Here is a 16,523-nt window from a genome sequence, read left to right as displayed (position 1 = left end):
AGATGGAAAATCATTACCAATATTATACTAATTCATTTTATATAAAATATTCAAAAAATCTTTATCTTTATTACCCAACAATAAATTCATAGCTACTCCTTCAATATAATATATTGACTTCTTAAATTATTATATCATATTACCCCCTAATATTATATTTTTTAATCTCTCCATAAAAAAACAGCTCCAATCCTATCTTCAAATAGAATCAAAACCATAGATCATGTTTGTCCTTCTATCATAAAAAATACCTCTTGGCTATACTCTGCTAAGAGGTATTTTTTATGGTTTAATAACTAAATAACTGAACTGATAGGCACTATTCTTAGCCATCTATATTATTCTTCACTAGCAGCTACCTGTTCATACACATCATTTAACAAACCATTCTTCATCAAATCCGCTAAATATGCTTTAAAATCATCCTTCAAATCTTCTCTTTTTAATGCAAACTCAATGGTTGCCTGTAAAAATCCTAATTTATTCCCTACATCATATCTTTTTCCTTTAAAAGTATATGCATACATAGCTTGTCTTTCAGCCAAAGTCTTTAATCCATCTGTCAGCTGAATCTCTCCACCTGCTCCTGGAGTAGTATTTTCTAGGATCTCAAATATTTCTGGATTAATAATATATCTACCAAGTATTGCAACATTTGAAGGTGCTTCTTCTTTTTTAGGCTTTTCTACTAGGTTTTTTACCTTGTATACACCCTCTTCAATATATTTTCCATCTACAATACCATACTTATTTACATCCTCTTCAGCTACAGTTTGTACACCTAAAACAGTGGTTTTGTACTCGTTATATACATCAATCATTTGCTTAAGGCAAGGAACTTCAGCATCCACAATATCGTCTCCTAAAAGTACAGCAAAGGGTTCATTTCCAATAAAACTCTTTGCACAATGAATGGCATGACCAAGTCCCTTTGGTTCCTTTTGACGTATGTAATGAATATTAACCATATCACTAATCTTTCGTACTTCCTCTAGCATTTCAGTTTTACCTTTTTTCTCAAGCTCTAATTCTAGTTCTACAGATTTGTCAAAATGATCCTCTATGCTCTTTTTATTTCTACCTGTAATGATTAAGATTTCTTCAATACCAGATGCTACTGCTTCTTCAATAATGTACTGAAGCGTAGGTTTATCTACTATAGGTAACATCTCTTTGGGTTGTGCCTTTGTAGCTGGTAAAAATCTTGTTCCAAGTCCTGCTGCTGGTATGATAGCTTTTTTTACTTTCATAATCATTACCCCCATTAAAAATTATATCATTCGTATATCTTCGTAAAAATTTTTTCTAGCTCGTTCTAGTATAAGTAGGTACCATATGCTCAATATAATCTTTTATATCTTCTCCATCACCTATGATAATTTCTCTTAATCTATTCAGTTCTGTAATCAAAACCTTATAATCCATAAATATAGGCTGTCCAATAAAAATCTTATTGTGTCTTGTTTCCTTTAATCCTTCTTCATCCATTAACAATTCTTCATATAGCTTTTCCCCAGGTCTTAGTCCTGTAATCTCAATATCTATATCTACATAAGGCTCAAAACCTGATAAACGTATTAAGTTTTCTGCTAAATCTATAATCTTTACAGGTTCACCCATATCTAGAACAAAAATTTCTCCACCCTTTGCCATAGCACCAGCTTGGATTACCAATTGAGCAGCTTCTGGTATAGTCATAAAGAAACGTGTAACCTCAGCATGGGTAACAGTAACAGGACCACCCTTGGCAATTTGTTTTCTAAACAATGGAATAACACTTCCATTACTTCCTAAAACATTTCCAAATCTCACAGCAACAAATTCTGTCTTACTTTTTCTACTCATACACTGGACAATCATCTCAGTAATACGCTTCGTTGCCCCCATTACATTTGTAGGATTCACAGCTTTATCTGTAGATATAAGCACAAATTTTTCTACTCCATATCTATCTGCACATTCTGCTACATTAAGTGTTCCAAATACATTATTCTTTATAGCTTCCTGAGGACTTGTTTCCATCAATGGTACATGCTTATGAGCTGCTGCATGAAATACCACGTTAGGCTTGTACTTTGAAAATATTTCTTCCATTCTTTTTCGATCTCTTACAGATGCTATCAGTACTTCAAGATCTAATTCTGGATAATTTCTTATCAACTCATTTTGAATATCATAAGCATTATTTTCATAGATATCTACAATCAATAACTTTTCAGGATTAAAGGTAGCAATCTGTCTACATAGCTCTGACCCAATAGAACCTCCACCACCTGTGATCAACACAGTTTTATTCTGCACATATCCACTTATCTGTTCTAAGTCTACTTTTACAGAATCTCTTCCTAATAAATCCTCAATATCTACGTCCCTAATCTTTTGAATACTTACTTGTCCATCAATCAATTCATAAATTCCTGGAACCATCTTCAACTTACATTTGGTTTTACTACATTCTTCTAAAATCTCTTTTATTTCTTTCCTCGAAGATGATGGAATGGCAATAATAATCTCATCAATTTTTTTTCTTTCTGCAATCTTCCTTATATGATATCTATCTCCTAAAACAGGTACCCCGTTTATTTTTCTATGTAATTTTTCATCATCATCATCGATTACAGCTACTGGAATACTATTTAGCTCCTCATGATTTTTTAACTCTTTTATTACAAGAGCACCAGCTTGTCCAGCACCTATAATCATCACTCTTTTAAAGTTTTTATTACTCCCAACTCCATTATTTCTTATCCTTCTTGCTGCCCTATAGCTAAATCGAATCCCACCTATTAGTATAATATCTAACATAAAGGTTAGAATATATATACTACGTGGTAAGTGGTGTTGCATAAGAAATGTATAAGTAAGGGTAGCTGTCGCAGCCACAAAAGATGTTGTGATTACTTGAATTAATTCTTCTATACTCGCATATTTCCATAAACTATTATACATACCAAAGAAATAAAATATGATTAGCTTAATCAGTGTAAAAGTCAATATGTTTTGTACATATACATTAAAATACCCAGCAGATTGTGCTCCATGTATGAAATTCCCATCAAATCTCAATAAAAAAGCTAATAGAAAAGCTAGATTGATTGCTAAACCATCAGCAAACAGTAGTAAAACATTGTAAATTCTTTTACGCATCTCATTCACTCCAAAATAAATGCTCTATTTTTCATAGAGCATTTTGTATTTATGTATAATGTAAATATATCACAATTCACTGTAAAATAAAAGCTTAACCATTTCAAAGTTTCGCTCAATAGGTATCTATTTTCTATCTCTAAATTTTACTTCTTCCTTTAACTACCTTATCAATACCCAAATACACTAAAGTTCCAACAGTAGCTCCCCAACTATCAATCAATACATCCTTTACTCCCGGACCTCTGCCAGGCACAAAGACTTGGTGTATCTCATCGGATATGGCATAAAGAACACAAATCAATAAAGCTACAACTACATACTTATATTCATATCCCCCACTTTTCCTCATGGCATTCATCACTAATACTCCAAGCACAAGGTAGGCAAAGAAATGGGCATTTTTTCTTACTATATGGTTGAAACTCCTTATATTAAAATCTGCCTTTGGATGAACCTTCTCCACTGTTTTTGCAATTACTTTTGTTATTCCTGTACTCAACTGATTAGACTGCGCTGCCACTTGGGATGACAGGTTAAAAATAAGTATCATCCAAAGGAACACAGCAAACCAAGAAATAATTTTATTAAAAGTCATTTTATATGATTCCTTTTATTCATATCATAATCATTCCATTCTTTTTTTACCTGAATCAAACCGAACTATTTATTCCAGCTTCATTGAAGTATCCTGTTTACTAAAAAAATATCAAAATACTTATATCTTTACATTTGCCTCTATAATGGTAACATATTTTGTCACCTCATGGAATATTATATTATAACTACTAAATTATTTTCATTTTTTCGTATCTCTTATATTGCACTTTTCTCGCCTTTTCTACCCCTTCTATAGCAAAGCTTTGAACTACTGATGCCATGATTGTTCTTCCTTTCTAACATTTACCTATTATTAATTTTAAATACCGCTGCTTCACTTATCGATATATTTTCCCCTATTTCTTTCATTTTATAATTAAACGCTAAAGATCTTTGTATATATTCTTTTTTGTATATACTTAATTTTCTTTTTCTTGATCCTTTTTTTATTTCTTCATAGATCCCTTTGTCTTGAGTTACTGCATACAATATTTCATCTAGATTTTTTCTATCTTTTGATTTTGGTTCCATTATCTTAGCTTTTATTTGATTTTCTCCTATAGATAGCCCTTCTTCAAAAAAACTACGCTCTTCTTTTTCTTCCATATCCATAAAACTTTCATATAACTTAATTGCTTCTTTTCTATTTTCTGAGAATATATCTAATACAAAATCTATATCTACGATTTCATTTTGTGTATGATTTCTATAATATAGATCACTACTCCATTCATAATCCTTTACTCTTTTACACATCTTTGCTCGTACTGGATTTTGGTGTACATAACGAATCAAAGATAAGAGATATCTATCATCTTTCACCAAAATTCCTTTGTATCTATTTTCAAATACGTGACCTGTTCTTCCATTTTTATAGTTATAATACTTGCTATATCGGTTATTTATTCTATGCATAATTTTATGTAAAGGTTCTTTTAATGTTTTCATTACTACATGATAGTGGTTATCCATAAAAACAAAGGCATATATTTCAAATCCCATACGATCCCTATATTCCTCTATCATATTTAACAAATATGTTTTTTCTTCCTTCTTCCGAAATATATATTCCTTATTATTCCCTCTTTGTATAACATGATACACCCCACCCTCACATTCTACTCTAGGCTTTCTCCCCACTAAAAAACACCTCCCAGCATTATTTTGCCAAGAGGTATCTCTCTTTATACAATAAGTTAATAAGTTAAGTGACAGGCACCATCTAATGTTTAAACAAAAAAAGAGCGAACTCACCCCAATAAGGTTAATTCTCTCCCTTGATAATTTTCAGAATATTTAATGATCAAACAAGTTAAGTAACAGGCACCAAGGCTGCATTCCTACATTCTTATGTTAGTATTTATACCTAGAGAATATCCTTATACTTTTGTCTTCCATATAGAACACGCATGATAATGACTTTCTTCTCCATCTCTTCTACCAAATAAAAAACAATATAGTTATCTACCATGAGCTTACGATAGCCTTTATTCTTTAAATATTCATCAGCTACGAAATTGCAAGAAAACGGCAATTCTTTCAATCTCATAATACTTGTTTCCATTCTTTCAAGTAAATTATCTGCCTCATTTTGGGCAAATAGCTTACTAGAAATATAGCTGTAAATCTCCTTTAAGTCATCATTTGCTTTTGGAGTAAATTTAATATTGTAATTATTTTCTAACATACTTATTTCTTAGTCCTTTAAAAACATCCTCTGCATCTAAAAGTAACTCACCGTTTTTAATTTGAAGTTCTGCTTCTGCAAGTTTTTTATAAAGATCTACTTTAGCTATCTCTCGTTCATATGTCTCTATACTCATAACAACCAAATCACCGTATCCATTCTTTGTTATGAAAATTGGTTCCTTGTTACTATGACATAGTTCTGAAATCTCAGTTGTATTTCTTAAATCTTTTATAGGTCTAATCTGAGGCATAACAACATCTCCTTCGTTCAATATTATGCTTTAATTATAGCATGATTATGTCTTTCTCACAATAATATACTCTCCTGCAAATATTTCCTCTGTAACTTTCCCTTTTTTCCATTTTCCTGCGGAGCATTTTGAGCATAAAAAAACACCTCTTAGCTTCATTTTGCCAAAAGGTATCTCTCTTTATTCAATAAGTTAATAAGTTAAGTGACAGGCACCAGGGCCCTATTAATAAGTTAAGTGACAGGCACCAGGGCCCTATTTTCTTCATAGCGTTCATCACTAATAACCCAAGCACAAGGTAGGCAAAAAAATGAGCATTTTTTCTTATGATGTGATTAAAATTCTTTATATCAAAACTAACCTTTAGATGAACTTTCTCCACTGTTTTTACAATTACTTTTGTTATGTCTGTACTTAACTGATTAGACTGCTCTGCTGCTTGAGATGATAAGTTGAAAATAAGGAGCATCCAAAGGAAAACAACTGTCCAAAAAATCAAGATAATTATCTGGTTTTTATTCATTTTTTTCTACTCTTCTTTCAGCAAGTTAATAATTTATATAACAAACTCCAATGTTCTATAAAAAACTACTTAATTTCGGGTAAAATCTTACTTCTAATTCTATTACTAATACAATAACTTTTCATATTTAAAATTTTCTCTCATTTTTATCTATTCGTCATATCCCTTTGGATAATTTCTATGCCACTTCCACGCATCAATAATGATTTTTTCTAATGAATCATACTTTGGCTTCCATCCTAATATTCTTTTAGCTTTTTCTGATGAAGCTATTAAAATTGCTGGATCTCCTGTCCTTCTTTCTTTCACTTCAGCACATATATCATATCCTGTTACTTTTCTTGTCATTTCAATAACTTCTTTTACAGAATATCCATTTCCATTGCCAAGATTGAAGATATCGCTAGACTCACCTTTCCGCAAATATTCCCAAGCCAAATAATGTGCTTCAGCTAAATCCATAACGTGAATATAATCTCTTACACATGTGCCATCTTTTGTTGGATAATCATCTCCAAACATATAAATCTTATTCCTTTTCCCTAATGGAACTTGAAGAATTAAAGGAATTAGATGTGTTTCAGGCCTATGAGCTTCTCCAATCATTCCACCTCCATGAGCACCTGCTGCATTAAAGTATCTTAAGGAAACATACTTAATTCCGTAAGCTTGATCAAACCACTTCATCATTCTTTCCATAGCTAGTTTAGTTTCCCCATATGTATTCGTAGGATTTGTGTCATCATCTTCAAGTATAGGAATATTCTTAGGCTCTCCATATGTAGCTGCCGTAGAAGAAAATACAATTTTATTCACATTATTTTCTCTCATAACATCTAATAAACACATCATCCCAAATACATTATTGTGATAATACTCATATGGTTTTTCCATACTCTCTCCTACTAAAGAATTAGCAGCAAAATGAATCACTGCATTTATCTTATGAGATTTAAATACCTTATCCAACTCTTTTTTATTCCTTATATCTATCTCATAAAAATTTTCTATTTCAATAGCTTTTTTATATCCAGTTTGTAAATTATCTACTAAAATTATATCTTCATTTTTATCTGAAAAATATCTTGTTGTATGCGAACCAATGTATCCTGCTCCCCCAGTTATTAAAATTGACACTCGCCTTCCCCCTTGTAAATAGTCATCCAAAAAAGTTTAGAAAACAAGCATCCACATTTTCTCGATTTCGACGAGTTACATACCTGTCATCTATACTTGTCACCATATAAGTTCTTAAATAATATATAAACCATTCTAAAATACAAATAAATTTATATTCATATTTCTATGAAAATACATTTTTTATACCTTTATTTAAAAATTTAATCAACATCATATCTTACAGTCAAATAAATCTCCTCTATATTAGGGTCGATATTTATCTATACCGTTATTCTACTTCTAAATATAATTTTTCATATTCTAAAATTGTATTTTGGATATCAAATTTTTTTGCTCTTAACAAATTATTTGATGAAATCGTTTTATATTTAGATTTCTCATTAATTAACTTTTCAATTGCATCTGCGAATAATCTTGGTTTATCACAAGAAACTAATAATCCATTTTGATTATTTATTACAACCTCTGGAATTCCACCAATTTCTGTAGCCACAATAGGTAATCCAGCAGCCATAGCTTCAACTAGAACTAATCCAAACCCTTCATGCTTAGAAGTCATCAAAAACATATCAGATTTAACTAATAATTCATTTACATCATTCCTAAAACCTAACAAAATAACATGTTGTCCTAAGTCATAATAGTCAATCTTTTTCTGAATCTCATTCCTCAATTTCCCATCACCAATTAAATATAGTTTGAAGTTATTAATTTTTTCTGCTAAGATCTTTATTGATTCAATTAAAAATTCATGATTTTTATCAGGTAAAAAAGTAGCAACATTAATAAGTTTAATATTTTTTTCATCAATAATTCTTTCTCCATCATGTGTATATTTTTCTACATTAATACCGTTGTAAATTGTTTTAATATCACTAACTTTATAAACTTTCTTTATTGATTCACTTACACAATTTGATATTCCTACCGGTTTAACATTAAAATATTTGTATGCAAACTTCTTCACCCAGGCTTCAATATTTGTGTAATTTTCTTTAATTATGGTATGCTCTGTGTTACACTTTAACTTAACTTTGCAAAATAACAATGGTATAATCGAATACTTTAATCCAGCCATATGTGTATGTACTACATCAGGCCTTATTTTTCTTAACAGATTTACTAATTGTAATTCAATATTTATGTCAAATCCAGATTTTTTATTTAGATAGTATATTGGACAATCAGCTTTTTCAAATTCATTAGCCAATGAATTATTAGTCTTATTATATAAGCTAATCACGGATACATCAAAAAGACTTTTATTGCTGTTGTTTATTAAATCTAATAAAAGTTTTTGTGCCCCGCCTATTTTAAAATTAGATATTATATGCACTATTTTTTTCCTGTTCATCTGTTATTCCCCTTTCATTTTTTTAGTTGTCAAATATGAAAAAGCAATAATGATTGAACCAAATTTAGTAAACAATATTGGATATGCAAATCCAACTAGGAAAAGTACCAAAATCATTAATAGCTTAGATATATCTTTATTAATTACCGTTAAAAATCCTAACTTCCCAAAAAAAGAAAGTAAGATTACACTTCCAATAATTCCTGTATTATGAATTACAGTCAAATACATAGAATCTCCTAAAAATTCACCCAAAACAGTATTAGGACCTACTCCCATAATAATATTGTCTTTTATCACTTTTAAATTAATTGCTACACCACTTGTATATGAAACATACCTAGTATTAAAAGCCTGTAAAGGTTTCATTAAATAATCTAAATACCAATATAAACCAATGTTAAACTTATCTGCTAAATTTAATACTACTAATATTGATACTATTAGGCCCACTAACATTATACATTTATTAAAGCTCGATTTTAAATTAAAAACAAACTTTTTTTTATATACTAGTTGATTCAAAAATATAGACATAATCAAAATTACTGCTGCTCCTATTATAAATGTTTTAGATAAAGAAAGTAATCCTGTAATTAAAGATATACTCAATTTTAAAGATCTTCCTTTTATATCCCTATTCTTATTTTGATTTAAGTAAAAAGTCCATGATATCAATGCAAAAGCTCCTAGTAATGTTGGCATACCAAAACTACCTAGCCCTCTTTTTATTATCCCATACTCTAAATATTTAGTTAATGGAATAACGCCCTCTTTATAGTACAAATTAAAAAAGAGATTTACAGACTTAGGTATTGTCAATTGAATTATTGTAATAAAAAAATTAAAAAACAAACTCACCGTCAAAACTTTATCCATTGATTTAAGATCATCATTAAGAATTTTAACTGCAATGTATGTTATTATAATAAATCTTAAATATCCAAATAATATTATATAATTATATAAAAAATCGTATTTAAGTGTTGCTAGGAACCTTGATAGAATTAATAGAATGAAATACAAAGAAAACGTTATAATAAAATAATTTATCTTTTTCCTCTTGTAAACGCATAAAAATATTACAAATATTGGTATAAAAGCAAATATCTCATATGAAATAATTATATTCACCAAATGGATATGAGGTGAAGTAAAGCATAGAATAAAATATGCTATAAATCCATTTTTATAATTCTTAACTGCCATTATTGAGTTAATTAATAGAATCAATATTCCTAAGTAAATATTCATTAATCAGTTTCCTTTCCACAAAGCAACAATAATTCATCAGTAAATTTATCCCAAGTGTATTCTTTTTTAGCTTTTTGTAAGCATCTTTCTTTCATAAGATTATATTCAATTTCATTATTTGAAAATTGCAATGCTTTTTCCATAGTTTTAGATAAACATTCAACACTAAACTGATCACATAAGAAACCTGTCTGTGCATCTGTTATTATTTCATCTGTAGCTACTTTAATATCATGTTTATTATTTCTAAATCCGATAACTGGGGTTCCACAAGCTAAAGATTCTAAAATAACTTGTCCAAATGCTTCATACTTTGTAGGTAATACTAAATATGTGGCTAAATTATAAAATTCTACTGTATTCTTTTTATAACCCGCAAAAACCACTTTATTTTTGATATTAAATTTGTCCGCCTTCCGTTTTAATTCATTTAATTCTGCTCCATCCCCAACAAACATTAAAATTGAGCTATCTTGATCCAACTTAATAAAAGCATCTAATAATAAGTCTACATATTTCTCATTAACAATTCTTCCTACATATAGAAAAATCTTCGTTTCTTTAGATAAATTATATTTTTCAAACAAAGTATTTTCATTTATAATTTTAAAACTAGAATCTACACCTGGTGGAATCACAGATATTTTCTTTTTATTAATATTTTTTATATATTCTTCAATTTGACTTTTTATATTATTACTAAAAACAATTATATTATTGCATTCTTTTAATAATATCTGCTGCATTTTACCTTCTAAATAAAATCTAATAAATCCAAGCAATTCAATTATTTGCCTTTTTATATTTTTCTTTAAATGTATTCTACCTACATATGAATATTTAATAATAACTGGTGGAATATATAATAATTTTATTTTATTTAATTTACAATTATAAGAGGCTAATCCTAATACCGGGTCTCTTGTTATTATCAAATCAAATTCTTTTTCTTTCAAAAGTTCATCCATCTTTTTTTTACTAACATTATAATGAAATAACGGATCTACAAAAAATAAAATTTTAGGTATTCTATAGTCATATCTAATTATTTCAAACCCTTCACTTGTTTTTTCTACATCAAGTGAATCTTTATCAAGTTTTTTTGTAAGAATAGTTACTTCATGACCTTTTCTTGTTAGTTCACAAGCAATATAATAAAGTGAATTTTCAACGCCACCAAAACTTGGATAGTAGTATCTATTTTGAATTATTATCTTCATAAGTAAATGCTCCTTATATTTTTTTAATTTAAAATCCTATATTCTTAGTCTCTCAATCATTACCTATTAGTTATCTATTATCAAACAATACTGCCTACTAATATTAAATTTATTCTAATGGCTAACTTTTGTCAACTTCATTTATTGATTGTTTTTATTCACTTTTCTACCAGACAATATTTAACGTTATCATACTATCTAATTGATTTTACATTTACACTATATTTTCTAATATTCTATTCATTCTTATTTCTTGCAATTTATAAATTTTCGAATACTTGAGTATATATTCAAGGCATTTAAAGAAATTATACTCTTTTCTTTCTTTTTATTTATATATAATAAAATCATACTTTTAATTGGCCAAATATTTAATACAAAAATTCTCTTTGTAGTTTCAATATAAATATAATTCCATTTAATATTAATATATTTTTTAACTATTTTTCTAAACTTAAACTCTCCCGTGACATGCCTTGATAAAAATTCAAAAGCATGAGCATTCCATCCCATTACAAGTGAGCTATCTTCCCACACTTCAAGATTTTTATTTCCATTTTTCCTACCATTGCCCTTCCCATTATATGCTAAAAACGACTTGATTCCACCAATGTTAGTCTGTTTACTTAATATTCTATCAATAATATTATTTAATGGATACTTTGTATTACAACTTATATTAACATCTTCTATTGCTTTTAATATTAATCCTATCCCTGCAATAAAATACGGTTCTTTTCTCAGCTCCCCATCATAACTAGCATGATAGAATAAATCATTTTCAATTAATCTATATAAATGCTCCACTGCATCTATCATCATATTTTTATATCTTACATCATTGGTTATTCTATATAAATCATCAATTCCCCTTAATGCCAAAGCTGTATAGATACTAACAATCATGTCAGGATGAGTCTGAGCATAAGAAATAGCACCATATAATAGTCCTTCTTTCTGTACTTTTTGTGTTAAAATCCATTCTCCTATTCTTAACGCATAATTTAAATATTCTTCATTATTTGTTAGTTCATAAAAAATAATTAATGATTCTACTGCCACGCTGTTCATATTTGCTACAAATCTATCTTGACCTAGTGAATAATAATCTATAGCACTAAATTTAAATGCACCATAATTTTCATCCCACAAAATCTTTATTAAGTATTCATCAATATTTGTCTTAACTGTACTCATAATATCCATAAATAATATTGATTCATTATTTATTTCTTTTTCTAGCTTTGCAAATTCTAATAATGCACAATTAGCTAAAGAATTATGCACTAATGAACTAAATCTATCATCTTCAAAGCCTGCATAATCGTAAGAACCATTACTATTTAATCTTTTCATTTGCACTTTTACAGCTTTTTTAGCCTCTTTATAATAAGTTTCATCCTGTGTTCTATTATAAATATTAATTAAGCCTTGTATGATAGGTCCCTGTGACCAAGGAGTATCATGAATATACTTTAGTCTTTTAGAGTCACCTCTATGTATGACATAGCCATTATAGGCTCCGTCATTTATTTCCCAAGTTTTTATCCAATTCAACAATTTATTTGTAGCTTTATTAATTTTCATTTTATTCATTATTAAATTACCTCTTATCCATTTTGATTTTATAACTTATAATTATCTTTACTATTATTTACTATTAATTTGACTTATTCTTTCAAATGTACGAATAACTTTTAATGCATTATCTCCATCGATATCAATATCAATATTATTACTTATATAATTATAAAATTCTATAATTTCGTTCTTTATTGTACTCTCTTTAGCTGGCTTATTATATGTCAAATCCTTATTAGTTTCATTAAAAATCACAAGCTTACTATTTGTTAATGTTGCAATTCCTTTAGTACCATATATTCTCAATATGTCAGTGTTATTTGTCGAATAACTATTACCTAAATACGCTAATATAGAATTTTTAAATTTCATTGTGCAAATTGTAGCATCTGTATTCTTAGAATCAGAAACATTGTCAAGTGCTAAACTATTTATTTCTGTTGGCTCTCCAAATAAATCTAATAATATATCAATATAATGGATTCCTAACTGTATTAATGGAAGATTTGGACAAAATTCCCGCTTATTTCTCCAGTCAAACTCTTTAATTGACTCAGCTCTATTAATTGATCTATTAGCTTCAACTAAATGTATTACCCCTAACATATTCTTAGATATAATTTCTTTTAATCTCAAATAATTGGAAGATTTTCTCATACTATGCCCTACACACAATTTAATATTTTTCTCATTGCACTTATCTACTATATCTTTTCCATCTAAGTAATTATTAGCAATTGGTTTTTCTAAAAAAATATTTACACCTGCATTTGCAGCTTCTAAGCAAACTTCTTTGTGTAAATGATTTGGTAAAATAATAAATACACTATTAATATTATACTCATGTAATAAACTATAATATGAATCGGCAATTTTAAACTTATACTTCTTAGATTGTGATGCTAACAGTTTTTTATTAATATCGTAGCAAACTTTTACATCAAAATTTTTGTTTTTTGATAATTCTCTTACGAAATTTTTTCCCCATCCACCTGTACCTATAATTCCAACTGGAATTTCCCCTTTGTTTACAGGTCTAAGCTTATACGAAATCATATTCAAAATCTTCACAACAAGACATCCTCATCTTTCAAAAATTTCTTTTCTAACTTTTTCATCGCTCTAACTAAGATATTTTTACTTAATCTATAGTAGATTAATTCTCCGACAACTATTGCCATATATTTGTTTTTGAAAATTTTTCTTTTAACTTTTGAATTTCTTAACAACAAGCTCAATCTATATAAAAGAAGAGATTCAATCTTCAATATTTTACTAATTGTTCCTTTTCTATATTCCCATTCTACATTTGTAATATTTTTTGATTTTAAATATTTATTTCTAATTTGAGTCTTAATAATCTTTTCTTTTATCATAAATGGAATTACTGTCTTCTTCAAATACTTAGAATCTCTAATACTCTTAATTCTGATCAAATTATTTTTGACCATTTCAGCTAATATTTGTTCAGCTTTATCTGTACGTGAAACGATTAGAGTCTCCTTGCTTCTCCATCCACCTATATCCCCTAATGAAATGTCCGCATATTCTGCAAAACAATCCTTACACAAACCACATCTATTTAATGCATTAAATGTAACATTGATGCTATGTTCTTTTATGAAAGGCAATGCTTTTATTGTTCCATCATTTAATTCAACAGTAAAGTTCCCTGGAAGACCTCCATTTCTCCAGCCAACGATTCTTTTTAAATTAATTTCCTTGACCTCCATAATTTTTAGCATATCTTCAACAGAATCTTGAGTGTAAGTAAAGCCACAAAATAATCCAATCTTAAATTTTATTCTTGATTTTATAACAGGTAATTTTTGTGAGGCTTTATCAATTGCAGCAAGTTGACAAGGTAATCCTACAATTGCTATATTTTCTTTTTTATTTCTTATCTCATTTATTACTTTCCCTACAGGCAATTGGATATATTTAGACTGCATTGAATTTAGTATAGTTTCTATATTTGAAGTAACGGTTACCTTTGCATAACCATCTTTACTATCTTCTGTATTCTCAACCACAACAACTTTCTCTACTTCTTTGCATTTTAATAGATATATCAAAACTGCAGTTACAATTCCTCCAGATGTAGCATTTGAATTAATATAATTATCTAATGCTTTCCCTTCATAAACATCAATGAATCTCCCTAAATTTCCACTTATATCATTAATATTTTTATTATCTGCTTGAAGCGAATATCCTTTTGCCGGACAAACATCTATGCACAAACCACAATTAATACAACCTTCTTCTGATGACCAAGTTGGTTCATAATTCACATTAGATTTAAATGTTATCACTTGTTTCGGACAAATCCCTACACATGCACCACATCTAGAACATAAATTGCTGTTTACAACTTCATTTTTTATATAGTTAAAATTTCGAACCATAGCTATCACTCTTTCTAAATTTCCGATAAATATACACAAATAAATTTATTCCCGGTAACGAATTTGGAAATCTATATGCAAAGTCTCCTATAAATTCAGCAAGCTTTGGAAATGTCAGTATAAATTCTCTTATCCTCTTTTTCCTAATAAAATCATATATCTTATATTTTATTAGAATTAAATTACGACTAATTCTACTAACTTCATCAAGTTCTAGATTATATATTGGCACAGATTTATTTTTCTTTATTAAATAATCAATTATTACTAATGGTGCTTTTCTTTTTACTCTGGCAACAGAACCTATTGGATATTTCATTGCAGTTTTTAAATCTATTTCTTTAGTATCTATATACTTCTTATTTTGAGCTTCTTCTAATATTTTTTTTGCATACAAATTTCTAATTAAAATTACATTTTCTTCATTCCCATTTGAATGAACATCTCCTAGTACAATATCTGCTAATTCATTAACACCATCCGCACAAAGAAAACACCTATTCATTGAAAAAAAAGGAACAGAAATAGCCAGCCACTCATATAAAGGTTTATAAATTATTTCTCCACTATCATTATGTTGAAAAGCCATATTTCCAGGATATTCACCTTCTCGCCATCCTAAAAAAGAATATTCATCAATATTATTTATACCTAGTCTTTTAGCAATAAAATCAATAACATCATATGTCTGCGTATAGCCACATAAAAGACCTATCTTAAAAATTATATTGTCATTTAAATTCTTTAAAAACTTACTACTTTTTTCTAACCCCTGAAAATGACAAGGTAGACCAACCATTACATATTTTTCATTGCTATCATTAATTTCTCTAATCTTACTATTGACTGGTACATATCCATATTTTGATTGCATTCCAGATAATAAATCATTATAATTATCAACTACCTTAATTGTTGGTACGCCATTTTCCATACCTACAATTAATGCTTTATCTACAATTTTTTGTTCTAATAAGTAATGGATTAATGATGTAGCCATTCCACCTGATGCAGACTTAATTCTTATATCTTCATTTATTGAGTGTCCTGTATAAAAAGAATGATAGTACCCTAATAATTTATTATATTTAATTTCATTTTCTAACCCAACTTTTCTTTTAAAATTAAATCCTATTCCTGGACAAACATCAAAACACAAACCACACTCTATACATTTTTCAGCATTTGTCATTATTGGATTTTGATATTCACTAAGTTCAATTTTAATACACTTTGTTGGACATATCCCAACACAAGTACCACATCCTGAACATAAATTATTACGTATTACATTCTCTTCTAACTTTTTAAATCCCATTTTATTCTCCTCTAATATCTAAAATTAATTTCTACTCA

At 28.5% G+C, this 16,523-nt stretch carries 15 protein-coding genes; all 15 read right to left on the bottom strand.

All coding sequences use genetic code 11. The features are described from left to right. Window positions 1-338 precede the first annotated feature (338 nt). Window positions 339-1,250: a UTP--glucose-1-phosphate uridylyltransferase GalU gene (galU, locus tag K7H06_RS00510; protein WP_223038068.1), complete on the bottom strand. Its 912-nt coding sequence runs from the start codon at window positions 1,248-1,250 to the stop codon at window positions 339-341. A gap of 55 nt (window positions 1,251-1,305) precedes the next feature. After that, a complete protein-coding gene (locus K7H06_RS00505) occupies window positions 1,306-3,147 on the bottom strand; it encodes a nucleoside-diphosphate sugar epimerase/dehydratase (RefSeq protein WP_223038067.1) in 1,842 nt (613 codons plus the stop codon). 139 nt (window positions 3,148-3,286) lie between these two features. Beyond that, window positions 3,287-3,745: a VanZ family protein gene (locus K7H06_RS00500; RefSeq protein WP_223038066.1), complete on the bottom strand. Its 459-nt coding sequence runs from the start codon at window positions 3,743-3,745 to the stop codon at window positions 3,287-3,289. Window positions 3,746-4,050: 305 nt separating this feature from the next. Continuing rightward, the gene (locus K7H06_RS00495; RefSeq protein ID WP_223038065.1) at window positions 4,051-4,887 is read right to left on the bottom strand and encodes an REP-associated tyrosine transposase; all 837 of its coding nucleotides are present in this window, start codon (window positions 4,885-4,887) and stop codon (window positions 4,051-4,053) included. A gap of 226 nt (window positions 4,888-5,113) precedes the next feature. Next, the gene (locus K7H06_RS00490; RefSeq protein ID WP_223038064.1) at window positions 5,114-5,434 is read right to left on the bottom strand and encodes a type II toxin-antitoxin system RelE/ParE family toxin; all 321 of its coding nucleotides are present in this window, start codon (window positions 5,432-5,434) and stop codon (window positions 5,114-5,116) included. Next, on the bottom strand, window positions 5,421-5,687 hold the full coding sequence (locus tag K7H06_RS00485) for a type II toxin-antitoxin system Phd/YefM family antitoxin (RefSeq protein ID WP_223038063.1): 267 nt from the start codon (window positions 5,685-5,687) through the stop codon (window positions 5,421-5,423). The genes K7H06_RS00490 and K7H06_RS00485 overlap by 14 nt, the downstream gene beginning before the upstream one ends. A gap of 184 nt (window positions 5,688-5,871) precedes the next feature. After that, on the bottom strand, window positions 5,872-6,156 hold the full coding sequence (locus K7H06_RS00480; protein ID WP_246637732.1) for a VanZ family protein: 285 nt from the start codon (window positions 6,154-6,156) through the stop codon (window positions 5,872-5,874). 204 nt (window positions 6,157-6,360) lie between these two features. Continuing rightward, window positions 6,361-7,347 carry a UDP-glucose 4-epimerase GalE gene (gene galE / locus K7H06_RS00475; protein WP_223038061.1) on the bottom strand — a complete coding sequence of 329 codons (987 nt, stop codon included), beginning with the start codon at window positions 7,345-7,347 and terminating at the stop codon, window positions 6,361-6,363. Window positions 7,348-7,618: 271 nt separating this feature from the next. Next, window positions 7,619-8,704, bottom strand: a complete 1,086-nt coding sequence (locus K7H06_RS00470) for a glycosyltransferase (protein ID WP_223038060.1) — start codon at window positions 8,702-8,704, stop codon at window positions 7,619-7,621. Between the two features lie 3 nt (window positions 8,705-8,707). Next, a complete protein-coding gene (locus tag K7H06_RS00465) occupies window positions 8,708-9,958 on the bottom strand; it encodes a hypothetical protein (protein WP_223038059.1) in 1,251 nt (416 codons plus the stop codon). Continuing rightward, window positions 9,958-11,178, bottom strand: a complete 1,221-nt coding sequence (locus K7H06_RS00460) for a glycosyltransferase family 4 protein (protein ID WP_223038058.1) — start codon at window positions 11,176-11,178, stop codon at window positions 9,958-9,960. The genes K7H06_RS00465 and K7H06_RS00460 overlap by 1 nt, the downstream gene beginning before the upstream one ends. Window positions 11,179-11,424: 246 nt before the next feature. After that, window positions 11,425-12,774 carry a hypothetical protein gene (locus K7H06_RS00455; RefSeq protein ID WP_223038057.1) on the bottom strand — a complete coding sequence of 450 codons (1,350 nt, stop codon included), beginning with the start codon at window positions 12,772-12,774 and terminating at the stop codon, window positions 11,425-11,427. A 54-nt stretch (window positions 12,775-12,828) separates the two neighbouring features. Continuing rightward, on the bottom strand, window positions 12,829-13,830 hold the full coding sequence (locus K7H06_RS00450; RefSeq protein ID WP_223038056.1) for a Gfo/Idh/MocA family protein: 1,002 nt from the start codon (window positions 13,828-13,830) through the stop codon (window positions 12,829-12,831). Continuing rightward, complete coding sequence (locus K7H06_RS00445) at window positions 13,827-15,167, bottom strand: Coenzyme F420 hydrogenase/dehydrogenase, beta subunit C-terminal domain (RefSeq protein ID WP_223038055.1); 1,341 nt, start codon at window positions 15,165-15,167, stop codon at window positions 13,827-13,829. The genes K7H06_RS00450 and K7H06_RS00445 overlap by 4 nt, the downstream gene beginning before the upstream one ends. Continuing rightward, window positions 15,151-16,485: a Coenzyme F420 hydrogenase/dehydrogenase, beta subunit C-terminal domain gene (locus K7H06_RS00440; RefSeq protein WP_223038054.1), complete on the bottom strand. Its 1,335-nt coding sequence runs from the start codon at window positions 16,483-16,485 to the stop codon at window positions 15,151-15,153. The genes K7H06_RS00445 and K7H06_RS00440 overlap by 17 nt, the downstream gene beginning before the upstream one ends. Window positions 16,486-16,523: the final 38 nt, after the last annotated feature.

The organism is Crassaminicella profunda (genome assembly GCF_019884785.1).
GTDB lineage: Bacteria > Bacillota > Clostridia > Peptostreptococcales > Thermotaleaceae > Crassaminicella > Crassaminicella profunda.
Note: the sequence above shows the minus strand (reverse complement) of the source record. Positions and strands in the feature narration are given on the sequence as shown.

What these genes read in the sequence shown, in the direction of transcription:
- K7H06_RS00465 (WP_223038059.1), bottom strand. Translation starts at nt 9,958, where the DNA reads ATGAATATTTACTTAGGAATATTGATTCTATTAATTAACTCAATAATG.
- K7H06_RS00500 (WP_223038066.1), bottom strand. Translation starts at nt 3,745, where the DNA reads ATGACTTTTAATAAAATTATTTCTTGGTTTGCTGTGTTCCTTTGGATG.
- K7H06_RS00505 (WP_223038067.1), bottom strand. Translation starts at nt 3,147, where the DNA reads ATGCGTAAAAGAATTTACAATGTTTTACTACTGTTTGCTGATGGTTTA.
- K7H06_RS00455 (WP_223038057.1), bottom strand. Translation starts at nt 12,774, where the DNA reads ATGAATAAAATGAAAATTAATAAAGCTACAAATAAATTGTTGAATTGG.
- K7H06_RS00480 (WP_246637732.1), bottom strand. Translation starts at nt 6,156, where the DNA reads ATGCTCCTTATTTTCAACTTATCATCTCAAGCAGCAGAGCAGTCTAAT.
- K7H06_RS00445 (WP_223038055.1), bottom strand. Translation starts at nt 15,167, where the DNA reads ATGGTTCGAAATTTTAACTATATAAAAAATGAAGTTGTAAACAGCAAT.
- galU (WP_223038068.1), bottom strand. Translation starts at nt 1,250, where the DNA reads ATGAAAGTAAAAAAAGCTATCATACCAGCAGCAGGACTTGGAACAAGA.
- K7H06_RS00460 (WP_223038058.1), bottom strand. Translation starts at nt 11,178, where the DNA reads ATGAAGATAATAATTCAAAATAGATACTACTATCCAAGTTTTGGTGGC.
- K7H06_RS00440 (WP_223038054.1), bottom strand. Translation starts at nt 16,485, where the DNA reads ATGGGATTTAAAAAGTTAGAAGAGAATGTAATACGTAATAATTTATGT.
- K7H06_RS00470 (WP_223038060.1), bottom strand. Translation starts at nt 8,704, where the DNA reads ATGAACAGGAAAAAAATAGTGCATATAATATCTAATTTTAAAATAGGC.
- K7H06_RS00490 (WP_223038064.1), bottom strand. Translation starts at nt 5,434, where the DNA reads ATGTTAGAAAATAATTACAATATTAAATTTACTCCAAAAGCAAATGAT.
- K7H06_RS00485 (WP_223038063.1), bottom strand. Translation starts at nt 5,687, where the DNA reads ATGCCTCAGATTAGACCTATAAAAGATTTAAGAAATACAACTGAGATT.